The sequence below is a fragment of the Streptomyces sp. NRRL WC-3626 genome (assembly GCF_000718785.1).
Lineage (GTDB): Bacteria > Actinomycetota > Actinomycetes > Streptomycetales > Streptomycetaceae > Streptomyces > Streptomyces edwardsiae.
The window spans coordinates 134,765-151,365 of the sequence record NZ_JOCA01000007.1; the positions used below are offsets into that span (position 1 = coordinate 134,765).

The window sequence follows — 16,601 nt, forward strand, 5'->3', positions numbered from 1 at the left end:
CGGCCGGACCGCTTTCCCGACACCTTCTGGAGAACACCAGTGGCACACGACGACGACGCCGAGCGCGAGGTGCGCCGCCGTATGGCGGCCCACGAGCTGTATACCGACGCCGCACCCGGCCTCGAACGGCTCGAGGAGGAACGGCTGCGCGGCAAGGAACTCGCCGCCGAGTACAACGCCACCGGCCCGCGCGACCAGGAGACCCGCCACGCCCTGCTGGGCCGGCTCCTCGGCTCGGTCGGCCGCGGTGTGTGGATCGAGCCGCCGCTGCACGTCGCCTACGGAACGAACACGCACCTGGGCGACGACGTGTACGTCAACTTCGGCCTCACCCTGGTCGACGACGTCGAGGTCTTCGTCGGCGACCGCGTGATGTTCGCACCGCATGTCACGATCACCAGCACCGGCCATCCCGTCCACCCCGAACTGCGGCGGGACGGCAGCCAGTTCTCGGCGCCGGTGCGCATCGGGGACGACGTGTGGATCGGGGCCGGCGCGGTGCTCCTGCCCGGGGTGACCGTCGGGCGGGGCTCGGTCGTCGGCGCGGGCAGTGTGGTGACCGCCGATGTGCCGCCGATGACCGTGGTCGCCGGCACCCCGGCCCGTGTACTGCGGGCGATCACCGACGCGGACCGGGAGTGGAGCTACCGGCCGCCGGGCACCGCGCGCCGCTGAACGGGGCGCGGCGCCGTTCACCGGGCTCCGGGTTCGGCGCCGATGGTCACCACGCGGGCCCAGTCGGGCGGCGTGTCCGGCACGTAGTCGGGGTCGTCCTCGTCCCAGGACGCCCCCACCCGGGGGAACAGGCCCACCACCGTCCGGCAGGACGGCCGGGAGTCCGGCCAGGGCGTCTGTCCGTCGGTGAGGACCACGACGACGTCCGGCCGGGGCCGGGACGCGAGGGCCTTGGCGAAGCCACCGCGCAGATCGGTGCCGCCGCCGCCCGTCAGGGGGATGCCCTCGCCGCGGCACAGCCGGTGCACCCGGCCGGCCGCCGCGTCGCAGGACACCACGGACACCATGTCGCGGCGGCCGCCCACGGCCCGGGAGATCGCGGTGACCTCCAGCAACGCGCTGCCCAGTTCGGCGTCGCTGACCGAGCCCGAGGTGTCGATGACGACCGACACCCTGGGCGGCGTACGCCGCAGGCTCGGCAGCACCGCGCCGGGCACCCCGGCCGAGCGCCGGGCCGGCCGTCCGTAGCTGTAGTCGTCGCCCGCGCCCGAGCCGGAGACCGCCGCGCGCAGTGCCGCGCCCAGCAACTCCCGCCAGGGCTGCGGTGGATGGAACGCCTCCTCCGCCCAGCGCCGCCAACCCTGCGGCGCGTCGCCCGGCCGGGCTCTGATGCCCTGCGCCACACGGAACCGTACGGCGTCCCGCTCCTGCTCGCTGAGCCCGTGCGCGCCGTCCGGGCCCAGGTCCCAGACCCGTTCGAGTCCGTCGGCACCGCTGCCGCAGTCCAGCCAGACCATGCCCTGGGTGTACGGGCCGAGCGTGAACTGGCGCAGATAGTCCTCCATCAGCTCCCCTGCGGTGAGCCCCAGGGTGCTCGGCAGCACCACGTCGCCGGGGCGGGCCAGCCCGTCGCCGTAGATGTCGTCGTTGATCTCGCAGTCGGCGGCGATGTTCATCCGCAGCCGCTCCCCCGCGCCGTGCAGTCCGCGTTCGCGGGCGACGCGGTCGCCGCGTCCGTGGTGGTCGCGCAGCAGATGCGACACCTCGTGCACCCAGACGCCGGCCAGTTCCTCCTCCGGTGTGGCGGCCACGAACGCCGGTGAGACATAGCAGCGCCAGTGCCGGTCGACGGCCATCGTGGGGACGCGCCGGGACTCGACGGGGTGCAGTGCGAACAGGGCGGTGGCGAGGTAGGGGCGGGCGCGGGCGGCCTGCAGCCGGGCGGCGAGCAGCTTGTCCAGGTCGAGGGCGGGGGCGGGGGCGGCCGGTGTCTTTGGCGGGTGCGTGGTCATCGGCCGGCCGTGATGCGGGCGGCGGCGTGGTCCGCGCGCCGGGAGAGGGCCACGGCGGAGGTGAGCCGTTCGATGGTCGGCGGTACGTCCCACTCCTCGCGGCGCAGCGTGGCGAGGGTGGTGGCGGGGACGACGACCAGGTCGGGCGCGCCGGTGTCGGCGGCGCGGGCGAGGAGGGCCCAGGCGGCGTCCCAGCGGGACCGCTCGGGGCGGGCGCGCACGGCGGCCACCACCGCGTCGAGCACGGCCTGGCGCAGATCGCCCCGCTGGGGCAGTTCGGCGCCGGCCGGGTCGGCGAGCAGCAGTTCGGGGTCGGGGAGGTCCAGCCGGTCGAGGCTGGCCAGGAGTTCCAGGCCGGGTCCGTCGCCGACGGTGCCGCGGACCAGCAGGGAAAGGACGTCGCGGTCGGAGCCGGCGGCGGTCGCGAAGGCGATCAGCGTCAGGGTCATGTCCCAGCTGCGCGGGGAGGGCCAAGGGCCGCCCCGGCGGGTCTCGCTGCCGGGCAGCCGGTGCACGAGCGTGGGCCGTGCGGTGAGGAACGCGCACACCGCACGGCGGGCGAACTCCACGGCCGCGGCGAGCCGGTCGGGGTCGAGGCGGGGCAGGGTGGCGCGGGGCCAGGTTCCGCCGAGGCCGCGGACGACGACCTCGGGGTCGTGGGTCCAGTTCAGGTGCACGAACCGGTTGGCCAGCGGCGGGCTGAGCTCCCAGCCGTCGGCCGCCGAGGCGCGCGGGTTGGCGGCGGCGACGATCCGTACGCCGGGCGGCAGCCGGAGGGCACCGATCCGGCGTTCCAGCACCAGTCGCAGCAGGGCGGCCTGGACGGCGGGCGGCGCGGTGGACAGTTCGTCGAGGAAGAGCAGGCCCCGGCCGGCCCTCACCAGGCGTACGGCCCAGTCCGGCGGGGCCATGGGGACGCCCTGTTCGGCGGGGTCGTCGCCGACGATGGGCAGCCCGGAGAAGTCGGACGGCTCGTGGACGCTGGCGATCACGGTGGTCAGGGGGAGGTCCAGGGACGCGGCCAGTTGGTTCAGGGCGGCGGTCTTGCCGATCCCCGGCTCGCCCCACAGCAGGACGGGCAGGTCGGCGGCGACGGCCAGGGTCAGTGCCTCCAGCTGGGTGTCGGGGCGGGGTTCGGTGGAGGTGTCGCGCAGGAGGGTGAGCAGTTCACCGGCGACGTCGAGTCGGGAGGGAGGGGTGGCGAGGGCGTGCGAGGACATGGGTGATCACCTGTGGGTGTGCGTGGTGGGCGGGACGTGGGTCCCGGTGGGTCGGGTCGACGGTGACGGGAACGGGTGTCACCGTGAGGTCGGTCGAGCATGGCGGGGCGTCGGCCCCGGTGGGTCTGGTCGACGGGGACGGGTGTCACCGTGAGGTCCGTCGAGCGCGGTGGGTCCCCCTGAGCTCAGTCGACGGTGGCGTGGCGTGGGTGGGCGCGGCGGTTTTCGGGGCGGGGGCGGGCCGGGTAGAGCCATGCCGGTGCGGGGCCGCTCAGACCCGACCGGTAGAGCCCGTAGGTGATCCGCCGGTGTGCGGCCGCCTCGAGTTCGTCCCGCAGGGGCCCGCCTCGCAGGCGCGCGTTCGGGCCGAGCAGGTTCTCGACGACGGCGAGCGCCCCGGCGATGTCGCCGTGGTCGAGGCGTTCGCGGACGCCCGTGAGGCAGTCCGGCCGCCGGTGGGCGCGATCGATGACCCGCAGGCAGGGCAGCGGGGTGCCGGTCAGTTCGGCCAGCAACTCCTCCCGCCGGATCTCGTCCGGGGCATGGTCCAGGGGGACCAGTACGCCGTCGACCAGCCCGATCCGGTGGCGTGCGCCTCGGCACTCCACGAGGTGGGGCTGTCCGGTCCGCCCGGGTGCCGGGGGCGGACCGGTCGCCGTACGGTCCGGTACGAGTGCGGCTGCGACCAGGGGATGCAGCCGCTCGGCCTCGATCGCTCCGGTGCGGAGCAGGTCGAGGTCGGGCAGGACATGGGTGGCCGCGTCGGGGAGGACGGGCAGGGGCGGGCCGGACGCGGCAGGGGCGGCGGGTGCGGAGCGCAGCGTCGTGTCACCGCCGTCGTCGGGGACGGTCAGCAGCAGCCGGTGTGCGGCGCCGATCCGGACGGTGAGGGTCCCGGCCGTACGCCCGGCGTCGCGCAGGACGATACGGGCCTCGTCTGCCCAGCGGTCCACGGCGCAGTGGTGTCCTGGCGGGAGGAGTCCGGGTGGTTCGGGTCCGGTCGCCTCCCGGTCCGCGCCTGAGCGGGCCGGTAGTTCGCCGGTTCTGCGGGCGTCCCACAGGTGGCGGTGCAGGTCCAGGCGGAACCGGGGAGCGGGACGCGGATGCGGGTGGTGCCGGGCGGCGGCGCCGAGCCGGCCGGTGTCCCACAGGGCGAGGCCGATGCGCTGGCCGCCGTCCGCCCACGCGGGCGGGGTCCGGACGACGAGGTGCACCGGGTCCTCATGGCCGTAGCGGGCCAGGGCGACGGTGAGTCCGGGGCGCAGCAGTCCGTCGGGGGCGACTCTCGGCATGTGCCAGCGCAGCAGATCGGGCGCCAGGTGCCGCAGATCGGACCTGACTCGGGACGCGAGGTCGCGGCCGTGGGTGCGGGCCAGGGTACGCAGGTGGAGGTCGACGTCGAAACCCGCCGCGGCACAGGCACCGGCCCAGTCACCGACGTGCCGGCGGGCGGTGGCGGTCTCGATCATGGAGGGCGGCACGGCGTACTCCCGTACGCGCCGCCAGAGGGAAAGGCGGGGATTCCCGTTCGCGATGTGTGGGTGCATCAGCACTCACCTTGCGCGGACGGGACCCCCATTCCGAGGACGGAGTGAGTGGTCATCGCGGCGAGCATAGCCCGCCGCGCGACGATCTGTCAGGTGGCTTCCGCGGTCGGCGGTGGCGGGCCTCCGGTTCGGCGATCGGGTCGAGCGTTCGGCCGGACCGGGTGTTCACCGGGCACGAGACCGCCGCCGGTCATCCGACGGACCGGCGGCGGTGGGTCGGCGCGGAACTACCGGCGCCCGCGCATCAGTACGTACAGGAAGTACGGCGTCCCGATCACGGCCGTCATCAGACCGGCGCCCAGCTGGGCGGGCGCGATCACGGTGCGGCCCAACAGGTCCGCCGTGCACACCAGCACGGCGCCGAGGAGCAGCGCGACGGGCAGGACGCGGGTGTGGCGTCGTCCGACCAGGGCCCGCGCCGCGTGGGGCGCGACCAGGCCGACGAAGCCGATGGTGCCCGCGGCGGCGACGGCGGTGGCGCTGAGCAGCACGCTCAGCACGAGGAATCCCAGTCGTCCGCGCGCCAGGTCGAGCCCGAGCAGCCGGGGGGTGTCCTCGTCGAGGGAGACCAGGTCGAGTTCCCGGTGCCGTACGCCGGCCAGCGTGATGCCGACGGCGAGGACGATCGCGAGGGGGAGGACGTCGGGCATGTTCCGGCCGTACGTGGAGCCCGACAGCCAGGTGAGGGCCTTGTTCGCGTTGAACGGGTCGGTGAGCACGATCAGCAGGCTGATCAGGGCCGTCGTCGCGGTCGCGGTGCCGATACCGACGAGCACCAGCCGGTTCTGCTGGTAGCCCCCGCGCGCGGCGAGGCCGAACACGACGACCGCGGTGACCGCCGATCCCGCGAAGGCCGCTCCGGCGACGCTCCACCCCCCGACGACGGGGACCGTCGTCACGAGGATCACCGCGCCGAGCGCGCCGCCGCCGGAGACGCCCAGGACCGCGGGTTCCGCCAGCGGGTTGCGGGTGACGGCCTGCACCAGGGTTCCGGCCAGTGCGAGCGCCGCTCCCGCGAGGAGCGCGGCGAACACCCGGGGCATCCGGGTGTCCAGGACGAAGGTGACCGTCCTGCCCGCCCTGCCCTGCGCCCAGTTGACCACGTCGCCCAGCAGCAGCTTGCTGTCGCCCAGCAGGACGGCGGCGACGGTGACGCCGGCCACGGCGGCCGCCAGCACGATGAGTGTGGTGACGAAGACGGCGTGGCTGCGGATGCGCAGCTTGTCCGGTGCGGCGGCGCCGGCGGTGTCGCGCAGCCGGGCGGCCATCACGATCAGGAACACCGCGCCGACGAGGCTCGTGACGACTCCGGTCGGTACGGCGACGGCGGTGTCCGCGTCGACGAAGGCGCGCAGCAGCACGTCCGCGCCGAGCACGAGTGCGGCGCCGACGAGTCCGGCGAGCGGGACGCCGGTCCGCAGCCGCAGGACGCCCCGGGCCCAGCGGGCGAGCGGGCGGACCAGGGCCGGGGCGCACAGGCCGACGAAGCCGATCGGGCCGGCCAGGGTGACGGCCGCCGAGGAGAGCAGCGTCGCCAGCACGACGGCGGTGACGCGGGTGGCCCGCACCGGGACGCCGAGTCCGCGGGCCGCGTCGTCACCGAGGGCGAGGGCGTCGACGCGGCGGGCGATGAGCAGCAGTCCGATGAGTCCGACGGCGGCGACGGGCAGCATCTGGAGGACGCCGTCGAAGCCGTTCTGGCCGATGTTGCCCTGGTTCCACCGGTAGAGGCCCTCGGTCTCCTGCGGGAACAGCAGGAGCAGTCCCTCGGTGACGGCGGTGAGGCCGAGGGCGAGCGCGGTGCCGGCGAGTACGAGCCGTACGGTGCCGGAGCCGAGGCCCGACAGTCCGAGGACGACGGCCGCCGCCGCGAGTCCGCCGGCGAAGGCGACGCCCGAGGAGGCGAGCACCGGCAGGGACACTCCGGTGACGGCGGCGACGCCGAGGGCGAGGTAGGAGCCCGCGTTGACGGCGAGGGTGTCCGGGGAGGCCAGGACGTTGCGGCTGACGGCCTGCAGGGCGAGGCCGGCCATGCCGAGGGCGGCGCCCACGAGGAGTCCGGCGGTCATCCGGGGCAGCCGTGAGGCGATGACGACGGACGCGTCTGCCGTGTCGGCCCGGCCGGTGAGGGCCTTGAGGACCTCGGCGGGGCCGACGGCGGCGGTGCCCTGGGTGATGTCGACGACGGCGAGGGCCGCGACCAGGAGCACGAGCGCGGTCGTCACCGCGGCCGCGCCCGTCCGGGACGGCACCGTCTCCGGACGGGCGATGGGGGTGGTGGCGGTGACGGCCATCGCGCTACTTCGTCAGCGACGCGACGAGGGCGTCGGTGTACGCCTCCATCGAGCCGGTGCCGCCGAACATCCAGATGCCGTCGTCCAGCCGGTGGACGTCACCGGACTTCACGAACGGCAGGGACTTCCATATGGAGTTGTCGGCGAGCTCCTTGCCGAAGGGGTCGCTGGTCGCGTCGTCGTCGTTGCCGATGTAGGCGAACTGGACCTTGCCCAGGCCGGTCAGGCCCTCGACGTCGGTGGCGGCCAGGCCGTAGGCCTCGTCGCCCTCGAGCTTCCAGGCGTTCTTCAGTCCCAGCCGCTCGTTGACGGCGCCGATGAGCGAACCGGAGGTGTAGGGGCGCAGGGAGACCTGGCCCGCGTTGACGTAGCCGTCGGCGAAGGCGATCTCCGCGCCGTCCAGGCCGGCTTCGGTGAGGGCCTTCTGCCCTTCGGCGAGCTTGGTGTCGAAGTCCTTCTTCAGGGTGGTGGCGCGGTCGGTGGTGCCGGTGGCCTCGGCGATGAGGTCGACGTTCTTCAGCATCTGCCCGATCGGGTCGGCGGCGTCGGCGGACTTCACCTCCAGGACCGGGGCGACCTTGCGCAACTGCTTGACGGCGTCGGGCTTCAGGTCGGTGGTGGCGACGATGAGGTCGGGCTGGAGCGAGGCGATGGTGTCCATGCTGGGCTCGCCGCGGGTGCCGATGTCCTTGGGCTCGTTCTTCAGCGGGACGGCGGAGTCCCAGGTGCCGTAGCCCTTGACGTCGGCGACGCCCACGGGGTCGACGCCGAGGGAGATCAGGTGCTCGACGACGTTCCACTCGGTGCCGACGACCTTCTTGGCGGGGCCGTCGAGTTCCACCTTCGCGCCGGTGGCGTCGGTGAGGGTGATGGCCTGCGCGGACTCCTTGGCGGTCGCATCGTCGTCGGCCGCGGGTTCGGTGGTGCCGCAGGCCGCCAGCAGGAGGGCGGCGGCGGTGGCCAGGGGCGCGGTGAGCAGGAGGCGTCTCATGAGGTGGTGCCGAGCCTTTCGCTTCGGGTGTGGTGACGGCCGATGGCGCGGGTGCGCAGCCGGCCGGTGAGGAGGTCGGTGTCGACCTCGATGCGGATGCCGTAGACCTCGGTCAGGCGTTCCGGGGTGAGGACGTCCTCGGGGAGGCCTTCGGCGACGACGCGTCCGGCCGCGAGCAGCACGATGCGGTCGGCGACGGCGGCCGCCTGGTCGAGGTCGTGCAGGACGACGCCGACGGCGATGCCGTGTTCGTCGGCCAGGTCGCGCATGAGGTCGAGGAGTTCGACCTGGTAGCGCAGGTCGAGGTACGTGGTGGGTTCGTCGAGGAGGAGGACGCCGGTCTCCTGGGCGAGACAGCCTGCCAGCCATACTCGCTGGAGCTGTCCGCCGGAGAGGTGTTCGGCTCCGCGGCCGGCGAGTTCGGCGACGCCGGTGAGGGCGAGGGCGCGGTCCACCGCGGCGCGGCCGCCGGGGTCCGTTCCGCCCCAGCGGCCCCGGTGCGGGTAGCGGCCGAACTCGACGACGTCGCGCACGGTGAGTCCGCTGGGTGTGGGGCGACCCTGGAGCAGCAGGGCGACGCGGCGGGAGAACTCCCGGGGGCCGAGGGCGAGCGCGTCGGTGCCGGCGTCGATGGTGAGCGTGGCGCTGCGCGGCCGTTGCAGCCGGGCGACGGTGCGCAGCAGGGTCGACTTGCCGCTGCCGTTCGGGCCCACCAGGGCGGTCACTTCACCTGGGCGCAGGGTCAGCGCGGCGTCGTGCACGACGTCGGCGCCGTCGTACGCCACGGTCACGTCGGTGGCGGACAGTTGATGGCCGCGCGGGCCTGAAGTCGCCTCTTCAGCTGGGATCACGAGGCAAGGTTAGCCTACCCTTAATTCCCGTTATCAGGGGGTGACCTGCGACAAGCCCGGACCGGGTTCTGCCGGCCCGTCAGAAGGCGTAGCGGATATCCAGCCACGGCGCGTGGCGGGCGACCAGTTCCCGCAGCTCCGCGAGGGCCCGCCGCTTGACGCCGGCGCGGTAGCGGAGGTTGAGGGCGCCGTTCTGGGAGCGCTTGGTCTCCTGTGCGGCGGGCTTCCACAGCGCGTCCTCGCCGCGCGGATGCCAGCGGAGGTTGACCTCGTGCAGGTCCGCGTTGTGGGTGAGCATGATGACCTCGCAGCGCGCCTGTTGTCTGACGCGCGGCGGCAGTACGTCGTCCATGTGCCGCAGCAGTTCGGCCCAGGCGTCCTGCCAGCCGGGGCGGAGGACGACGGGTGAGAGGTTGAAGTGCACCTCGTACCCGGCGTCGAGGAAGTCCGCGGCGGCGGCGATGCGCCGGTCGACCGGACTGGTGCGCAGGTCCAGCAGGCGTGAGTCGTCGGCCGGCATCAGCGAGAAGCGGATACGGGTCCGGCCGCGCGGGTCGAGTTCCAGCAGGTCGGGGTTGACGAACTTGGTCGCGAAGGACGCTTTCGCGGTGGGCCAGTCGCGGAACGCGCGCACCAGGTCGGCGGTGTTGTCGCAGACGAGGGCGTCCACGGAGCAGTCACCGTTCTCGCCGATGTCGTACACCCATGCCCCGGGGTCGCACTGGTTCGGTTCGGTCTTGGGGCCCTGGGCCGCGACATGGCGGCCGAGGTGGGCGATGATCCCGTCGATGTTGGTGAAGAGGGTGATGGGGTTGGCGAAGCCCTTGCGGCGGGGGACGTAGCAGTACACGCAGGACAGGGCGCAGCCGTTGGACGGGCCGGGTGCGATCCAGTCGGCGGAACGGCCGTTGGGCCGGGTGGTGAGTGTCTTCTTGACGCCGAGCACGAGGGTCTCGCGCTTGATCCGCATCCAGCGGTCGGCGCTGCCCTCGTTGCCGTGCAGCTCGGGGATGCGCCAGTGGGAGTCCACCTCGATCAGCTTGGCGTCGGGGAACCGGGCGAGGATCTGCCGGCCGCGCGGCGAGGCGGCGGCGGCCGGTTCGGCGTGGATCTCCCGGATCGCGAGCAGCCGGCGCGCCTGCGCGGAGTCCCAGAAGCCGGGGGCGGACAGGGACGGCGCGTCCCCCGACGCCGCCGCCATCGCGTCGAGGCCGAAGAGCGGCTCCTGGGAGCCGGGGGACGAGGAGGGGTGGTGGCGCATGTGCAGATCGGCTTCTCGACGCGGAGACGATACGGAATGACCGCCGTCCGGATTCCACGGAACCCGGACGGCCACGGCCTCCTCCACTGTACGGCGGCGGGACCGCACCCCACGGGATCCTTGCCCCCACCCACGGCGTGCGGAGCCGGTGCGCCCGGAACCGGGTGGACGGGGTTCCCACCCGGATCGCGTCTTCACGCGGGCGCGAAGCGCTCCCAGACGCGGTGGGAGGCCAGCAGGGCGCGGACCTGGTCGAGGACCGCGGGCCCGGAGTCGGCGACCACGACGCCGGGGGCGTCGGAGGGGATACCCACCGCTTCGAGGGCGGCCTCGCCACCCGCCCACGCGCCGATCGCCTTGCCGTGCCGGAACGCCTCGGTCAGCAGCTGTCCGACCCGCGGGTCGGCCGCCGTACGCCGCCCGGCCGGCGCGCCCTTGCCGTCGCGCGCGCCGGCCGCGTCGTCGCCCGGGGCCGGCGGCCCGGCCAGCAGTACGGCGTCGTACTCGACGGACCGCGCGGTGACATAGCTGCGCTGTACCGTCAGGGCCGGCTCACCCGAGCCGAGCGTGCCGGCCGTCGGCGCCACGACCAGCGGGACCATGCCCGCCTCGAGCACGGCGTCGCGTACCGCGTGGACCCCGTCGAGGTCGCCGTCCGGACCGGCGAGGATCCCGATGACGCGGCCGTCGACGGGCCAGGTCCCCCCGATCTGCGAGAGGGCGGGGCTCGGCGCCACGTCGGCGAGCGGCACGGTGGGCCCGGGCGCCGGCAGGCCGAGCCCCGCGGCGACACCGGCGCACAGCTCGGGGTCGATGTTGGCCAGCACCTGCAGCGTCCGCTCCCTGATGGCCTGCTCGTAGCACTTGCCCAGCTCGAAGGTGTAGGCGCCGACGATGTGCTCGCGCTCCACGGGGCTCATGCTGAGCCAGAACCGGCGTGGCTGGCTGAAGTGGTCCGCGAACGACTCCGGCGCCTCGCGCACCTTCGACGCCTCCGGGATGCGCACCGGCGCCTCGATGAACGCGCTCGTGTCCGCGCCGGCGGTGAACGGGCAGCCCCCGTCGAGGGAGTTGGGCCGGTAGGGGGCCACGCCCCGGTGCACGGCGGTCTGGTGCATGCCGTCGCGCAGCATGTCGTTGACCGGTGCCTGCGGCCGGTTGATGGGCAACTGCGGGAAGTTGGGGCCGCCCAGGCGGGTGATCTGGGTGTCCAGGTACGAGAAGAGCCGTCCCGCGAGCAGCGGATCGTCGGTGACGTCGATCCCGGGCACGAGGTGGCCGACGTGGAAGGCGACCTGCTCCGTCTCGGCGAAGAAGTTGGACGGATTGCGGTTGAGGGTCATCAGCCCGACCGGACGCACCGGGGCGAGTTCCTCCGGCACGATGTTCGTCGGGTCCAGCAGGTCGATGCCCTCGAAGGTCTGCTCGGGGGTGTCGGGGAAGGTCTGGATGCCCAGCTCCCACTGCGGGTACGCGCCCGCCTCGATGGCGTCGGCGAGGTCCCGCCGGTGGAAGTCCGGGTCGACGCCGTTGATCGTCAGCGCCTCGTCCCACACCAGGGAGTGCACGCCCAGCTTGGGCTTCCAGTGGAACTTCACCAGTGTCGTGCCGCCCTCGGCGTTCACCAGCCGGAAGGTGTGGACGCCGAAGCCCTCCATCATGCGGTAGGAGCGCGGGATGCCGCGGTCGCCCATGAAGAAGATCGTGTGGTGGGTCGCCTCGGTGTGCAGGGAGACGAAGTCCCAGAACGTGTCGTGCGCGCTCTGCGCCTGCGGGATCTCCCTGTCCGGGTGCGGCTTCACGGCGTGGACGACGTCGGGGAACTTGATGGCGTCCTGGATGAAGAAGACCGGGATGTTGTTGCCGACCAGGTCGAAGACGCCCTCGCTGGTGTAGAACTTCGTGGCGAAGCCGCGGGTGTCGCGCACGGTGTCCGCGGATCCCCGCGAGCCGACCACGGTGGAGAACCGTACGAACACCGGTGTCTCGACGTCCGCCGCGAGGAACCCGGCCTTGGTCACGGCGGCCGCCGTGCCGTAGCTCTGGAACACCCCGTGCGCGCCGGCGCCGCGCGCGTGGACCACGCGCTCCGGGATGCGCTCGTGGTCGAAGTGCATGACCTTCTCGCGCAGATGGTGGTCCTGGAGCAGTACGGGGCCGCGCGGGCCCGCCTTGAGCGAGTGGTCGGTGTCGTACAGCCGGGTGCCCTGGGCGTTGGTCAGGTAGTTGCCGGACTGCGCCACCCTCGCCTGGTCGGCGCCGGTCGGCTGGCCGGTGGGCGACACGGTGGCCGGGCCGCTCTGGTCCGGCTTGGCCGGCAGCGGTTCACGGGGCCGGGTCGGCTCGGCCACGGTGGGCGGCAGGGGTCCGGGCCGGCCGGGAATGCCGTCGGACGGTGCCGATCCGTCGTCCCGCAGGCTTTCCGCGATCTTCTTCGCCGCCCGCTTGACGGGGTTGGCCTCGCTCATGGGTGACACTCCTCCGCTTCGGACCGGCCACGGACGGTGGCCGCGCGTTCAGTTGCGATGCGGGCGGCCCGACAGGACATAGCGTCTGAAAAGGGCAGCAGGCGCTGTCAACGTCTCACGCCGGGAGCACCCCCGCAGCGGGCGCCCCCCGAAGGGGTGAACCGCCCCGGCCGCGTACCCCGGGCCGGGCGGTCAAGGCATGCGGATTCGGCCCGGCGAGCCGCCCCGCGGCGGGCATCCGCTTCACCAATTCACGTCCGAGGGCTTGCCGGGGCGATGTCTCACCACTTAAATCAAAGCCTGAACTAAGCGGCCGCGCAGCCGTGTTCGTCCTCCGGCATGCCCACACGCACAGAGAGCCGCGGCACAGCGCCACCGGCCGGCCGGACGGTCAGGCCTGCGCGCACGCGGGCTCGCCCGCATCCCCACATCGCCCCAGCAGAAGGCTGACGCATGAGACAGATGAAGCATTCGAGCCGCCTCAGACGCGGAGCCCTGGGTACCGCGCTCGCCGCCACGGCGGCGCTCGTCACCCTGCCCGCCGCCCAGGCCCCGGCCGCCGCGGCCGAGACCCCGCTGTCCCAGGGCAGGACGGCCACCGCCTCCACGGCCGAGAACGCGGGCACGCCCGCGAGCGGCGCGGTGGACGGCGACACGGGCACCCGGTGGTCCTCGGCCACGAGCGACGACCAGTGGCTCCAGGTCGACCTCGGCGCCACGGCGTCGGTCACCCGGGTCGTCCTGAACTGGGAGGCCGCCTACGGCAAGGACTACAAGATCCAGTTCTCCGGGAACGGCAGCGGCTGGACCGACGCCCGCACCGTGACCGGGAGCGACGGCGGCGTCGACACCGTGGAGGTGTCGGGGCAGGCCCGCTACGTCCGTATGCAGGGCCTGGACCGGGCCACCGAGTGGGGCTACTCGCTGTGGGAGTTCCAGGTCTTCGGCACCACCGGCTCCAACCCGCCCGCCTCCTGCGGCACGGCCAACGCCGCCCAGGGCAGGCCCGCTTCGGCCTCGTCCACGGAGAACGCGGGCACCCCCGCATCCGCCGCGTTCGACGGTGACGCCGGCACCCGCTGGTCGAGCCAGGCAGCCGACCCGCAGTGGGTGCGCGTCGACCTGGGCGCCGTACGCGATCTGTGCGGGGTGGACCTCGATTGGGAGGCCGCCTACGGCAAGGACTTCCGGATCGAGGCGTCCACCGACGGGCAGAACTGGAACACCCTGAAGTCCGTCACCGGGGCGACCGGCGGCCGGTCCTCCTACGAGGTGAGCGGCTCGGGCCGCTATGTGCGCGTCCTCGGCACGGCCCGCGGGACCGGCTACGGCTACTCCCTGTGGGAGGTCGCCGTGCACACCACGTCCGACGACGGCGGCACCGGTCCGATCGAGGGCGGCGGCGATCTCGGTCCGAACGTCATCGTCGTGGACCCGTCGACGCCGAACCTGCAGCAGAAGTTCGACCAGGTCTTCGCGCAGCAGGAGAGCAACCAGTTCGGCAGCGGCCGCTACCAGTTCCTGCTGAAGCCGGGCGCGTACAACAACATCAACGCCCAACTCGGTTTCTACACCTCGGTCTCGGGCCTCGGCCTCAACCCCGACGACGTGCAGATCAACGGTGACATCACCGTGGACGCCGGCTGGTTCAACGGCAACGCCACCCAGAACTTCTGGCGTTCGGCGGAGAACCTCGCCATCAACCCCGTGAACGGCACCGACCGCTGGGCGGTCGCGCAGGCCGCTCCGTTCCGCCGGATCCACGTCAAGGGCGGCCTCAACCTCGCCCCGAACGGCTACGGCTGGGCCTCCGGCGGCTATATCGCCGACTCGACAATCGACGGCACCGTCGGCCCCTACTCCCAGCAGCAGTGGTACACGCGCGACAGTTCCGTCGGCGGCTGGACCAACGGCGTGTGGAACATGACGTTCACGGGTGTCCAGGGCGCTCCGGCGAGCAACTTCGAGACCGGCCCGTACACCACGTTCGACACCACGCCGGTCTCCCGCGAGAAGCCGTTCCTCTACCTGGACGGCAATCAGTACAAGGTGTTCGTGCCCGCCAAGCGCACCAACGCGCGCGGGGTCTCCTGGCCGGCCAACGCGGGCGGTACGTCCCTTCCGCTCGACCGGTTCTACGTGGTGAAGCCCGGCGCGACGGCCGCGACCATCAACGCCGCGCTCGACCAGGGCCTCAACCTGCTGTTCACGCCCGGTGTCTACCATCTGGACCGGACCATCGAGGTCGACCGCGCCAACACGGTCGTGCTCGGCCTCGGCCTGGCGACGATCATCCCGGACAACGGGGTCGACGCCATGCACGTGGCGGACGTCGACGGTGTCCGGCTGGCCGGCTTCCTGATCGACGCCGGCCCGGTCAAGTCGGACACCCTGCTGCGGATCGGCGAGCCGGGCTCCGCCGCGGACCACGCCGCCAACCCGACCACCATGCAGGACGTGTTCGTCCGTATCGGCGGTGCCGGTCCGGGCCGTGCCACCGACTCCGTGGTCGTCAACAGCGACGACGTGATCATCGACCACACCTGGATCTGGCGTGCCGACCACGGCGAGGGCGTCGGCTGGGAGACCAACCGCGCCGACTACGGACTGCGCGTCAACGGCGACGACGTCCTCACCACGGGTCTCTTCGTCGAACACTTCAACAAGTACGACGTGTTCTGGAGCGGCGAACGGGGCCGCACGATCTTCTTCCAGAACGAGAAGGCGTACGACGCCCCCAACGAGGCCGCCATCACCCATGACGGCATCGTCGGCTACGCGGCCTACAAGGTCGCCGACTCGGTGAACGTCCACGAGGCGTGGGCGCTGGGCAGTTACTGCAACTACACGTCCGACGACACCATCGTGCAGCACCACGGATTCCAGGTGCCGGTGAAGCCCGGCATCAAGATGCGGAATCTGCAGGTGATCTCGCTCGGCGGCAAGGGGCAGTACCGCCACGTCATCAACGACACGGGCGCCCCGACGTCGGGGACGGACACCGTCCCGTCCAAGGTCACCCAGTTCCCCTGAGCGTGACGGCGTCCCGCGCCGGATTCAGAACAGCCGCCCCTGCTCATCGGGGGCGGCCCGGCGCGGGACACGCCGCGGCCCCGGCCGTCGTACCGGGGTCTCCTCACCGAACAGCGGCGCCGTACCGTACTCGTCCGGCTCGGCCGGCACCACGACGGGGCCGGTTCCCACACTGAGGAACAGCGGAGCGTCGAGATCGAAGTCCTGGGGCGTCATGTCCGCCCAGTCGCGCTCCCGACGCTCACTCACCGACGCTCCGCTCCCCGTCCATCCGGCCAGGTTATCGGTCGTGCGCCGCCGCGCGGACGACACATCGGACCGCCCCGTCCGGCGAGGAGACGTAGGTCACATCCGCGTTCGGTCACATCAGCCGGAGCTCCTCCGTCAGTGCGGTGTATCCACGACAGCCGACCAAGGAGCTCCCCATGGAAGCGCGTCTCGACTTCTTCTCCAACCCCCTCGCGGCCAAGGTGCTGAAGCACATCAACTCCGCGGGCAAGGCGGTGACGGACGCCGGTCTGCCGCACGCCACCCTGGAGCTGGTGAAGATCCGTGCCAGCCAGATCAACGGCTGCGGCTTCTGCACCGACATGCACACCAAGGACGCGGCGGCGGCCGGGGAGACCGCGGTCCGGCTCAACCTCGTCGCCGCCTGGCGGGAGGCCACCGTCTTCACGGAGGCCGAGCGCGCGGCGCTGGAGCTGACGGAGCAGGGCACCCGGCTCGCCGACGCGTCCGGCGGGGTGAGTGACGACGCCTGGGCGAACGCCGCCAAACACTACGACGAGGACCAGCTCGTCGCCCTGATCTCGATGATCGCCGTCATCAACGCCTACAACCGCATCAACGTCATCAACCGCCAGCCCGCCGGCGCCTACCGGCCGGGCCAGTTCGGCTGACGGAACCGTTTCGGCCCATGACGAGGGGGCGCGCCCGCGAAGCGGGAGCGCCCCCTCGTCCGTACGGGTG

12 protein-coding genes are annotated in these 16,601 nt (G+C 72.8%); 3 read left to right on the forward strand and 9 right to left on the reverse strand.

The genetic code is table 11. The annotated features are described in order from the left end of the window. Positions 1-81: 81 nt before the first annotated feature. Positions 82-675: a sugar O-acetyltransferase gene (locus IF28_RS0113720; protein WP_051713749.1), complete on the forward strand. Its 594-nt coding sequence runs from the start codon at positions 82-84 to the stop codon at positions 673-675. A 17-nt stretch (positions 676-692) separates the two neighbouring features. Here the strand turns inward: IF28_RS0113720 and IF28_RS0113725 are convergent, their stop codons facing one another. The 8 genes from IF28_RS0113725 to IF28_RS0113760 form a co-directional block, all read right to left on the reverse strand. Further along, positions 693-1,967 (reverse strand): DUF2201 family putative metallopeptidase, encoded by a 1,275-nt coding sequence (locus IF28_RS0113725; protein ID WP_030218725.1) that lies wholly within the window; start codon positions 1,965-1,967, stop codon positions 693-695. Next, entirely contained in the window at positions 1,964-3,187 is a 1,224-nt protein-coding gene (locus IF28_RS0113730) for an AAA family ATPase (protein WP_030218727.1), read from the reverse strand. Before IF28_RS0113730 ends, IF28_RS0113725 begins: the two co-directional genes overlap by 4 nt. A gap of 185 nt (positions 3,188-3,372) precedes the next feature. Continuing rightward, complete coding sequence (locus IF28_RS0113735) at positions 3,373-4,734, reverse strand: hypothetical protein (protein WP_030218728.1); 1,362 nt, start codon at positions 4,732-4,734, stop codon at positions 3,373-3,375. Between the two features lie 227 nt (positions 4,735-4,961). Then, positions 4,962-7,028, reverse strand: coding sequence for an iron ABC transporter permease (locus IF28_RS0113740; protein WP_030218731.1), 2,067 nt, complete (start codon positions 7,026-7,028; stop codon positions 4,962-4,964). A 4-nt stretch (positions 7,029-7,032) separates the two neighbouring features. Then, positions 7,033-8,019 (reverse strand): iron-siderophore ABC transporter substrate-binding protein, encoded by a 987-nt coding sequence (locus IF28_RS0113745; protein WP_030218734.1) that lies wholly within the window; start codon positions 8,017-8,019, stop codon positions 7,033-7,035. Further along, the gene (locus IF28_RS0113750) at positions 8,016-8,870 is read right to left on the reverse strand and encodes an ABC transporter ATP-binding protein (RefSeq protein WP_078621139.1); all 855 of its coding nucleotides are present in this window, start codon (positions 8,868-8,870) and stop codon (positions 8,016-8,018) included. Before IF28_RS0113750 ends, IF28_RS0113745 begins: the two co-directional genes overlap by 4 nt. A gap of 79 nt (positions 8,871-8,949) precedes the next feature. Continuing rightward, positions 8,950-10,131, reverse strand: a complete 1,182-nt coding sequence (locus IF28_RS0113755) for a spore photoproduct lyase family protein (RefSeq protein ID WP_030218740.1) — start codon at positions 10,129-10,131, stop codon at positions 8,950-8,952. 194 nt (positions 10,132-10,325) lie between these two features. Continuing rightward, positions 10,326-12,599 carry a catalase gene (locus tag IF28_RS0113760; RefSeq protein WP_030218743.1) on the reverse strand — a complete coding sequence of 758 codons (2,274 nt, stop codon included), beginning with the start codon at positions 12,597-12,599 and terminating at the stop codon, positions 10,326-10,328. A gap of 453 nt (positions 12,600-13,052) precedes the next feature. Between IF28_RS0113760 and IF28_RS0113765 the strand changes: the two genes are divergently transcribed. Further along, entirely contained in the window at positions 13,053-15,632 is a 2,580-nt protein-coding gene (locus IF28_RS0113765) for a discoidin domain-containing protein (protein ID WP_234325152.1), read from the forward strand. Between the two features lie 24 nt (positions 15,633-15,656). Here the strand turns inward: IF28_RS0113765 and IF28_RS0113770 are convergent, their stop codons facing one another. Continuing rightward, complete coding sequence (locus tag IF28_RS0113770) at positions 15,657-15,881, reverse strand: hypothetical protein (RefSeq protein WP_030218749.1); 225 nt, start codon at positions 15,879-15,881, stop codon at positions 15,657-15,659. 176 nt (positions 15,882-16,057) lie between these two features. Here IF28_RS0113770 and IF28_RS0113775 point away from each other — a divergent pair, with 176 nt between their 5' ends. After that, positions 16,058-16,531 carry a carboxymuconolactone decarboxylase family protein gene (locus IF28_RS0113775; RefSeq protein ID WP_030218752.1) on the forward strand — a complete coding sequence of 158 codons (474 nt, stop codon included), beginning with the start codon at positions 16,058-16,060 and terminating at the stop codon, positions 16,529-16,531. Positions 16,532-16,601: the final 70 nt, after the last annotated feature.

Bases quoted from the DNA above. Each gene is read 5' to 3' on its own strand.
- IF28_RS0113720 (WP_051713749.1), top strand. From the start codon at position 82: ATGGCGGCCCACGAGCTGTATACCGACGCCGCACCCGGCCTCGAACGG.
- IF28_RS0113725 (WP_030218725.1), bottom strand. From the start codon at position 1,967: ATGACCACGCACCCGCCAAAGACACCGGCCGCCCCCGCCCCCGCCCTC.
- IF28_RS0113730 (WP_030218727.1), bottom strand. From the start codon at position 3,187: ATGTCCTCGCACGCCCTCGCCACCCCTCCCTCCCGACTCGACGTCGCC.
- IF28_RS0113735 (WP_030218728.1), bottom strand. From the start codon at position 4,734: ATGCACCCACACATCGCGAACGGGAATCCCCGCCTTTCCCTCTGGCGG.
- IF28_RS0113740 (WP_030218731.1), bottom strand. From the start codon at position 7,028: ATGGCCGTCACCGCCACCACCCCCATCGCCCGTCCGGAGACGGTGCCG.
- IF28_RS0113745 (WP_030218734.1), bottom strand. From the start codon at position 8,019: ATGAGACGCCTCCTGCTCACCGCGCCCCTGGCCACCGCCGCCGCCCTC.
- IF28_RS0113755 (WP_030218740.1), bottom strand. From the start codon at position 10,131: ATGCGCCACCACCCCTCCTCGTCCCCCGGCTCCCAGGAGCCGCTCTTC.
- IF28_RS0113760 (WP_030218743.1), bottom strand. From the start codon at position 12,599: ATGAGCGAGGCCAACCCCGTCAAGCGGGCGGCGAAGAAGATCGCGGAA.
- IF28_RS0113765 (WP_234325152.1), top strand. From the start codon at position 13,053: ATGAGACAGATGAAGCATTCGAGCCGCCTCAGACGCGGAGCCCTGGGT.
- IF28_RS0113775 (WP_030218752.1), top strand. From the start codon at position 16,058: ATGGAAGCGCGTCTCGACTTCTTCTCCAACCCCCTCGCGGCCAAGGTG.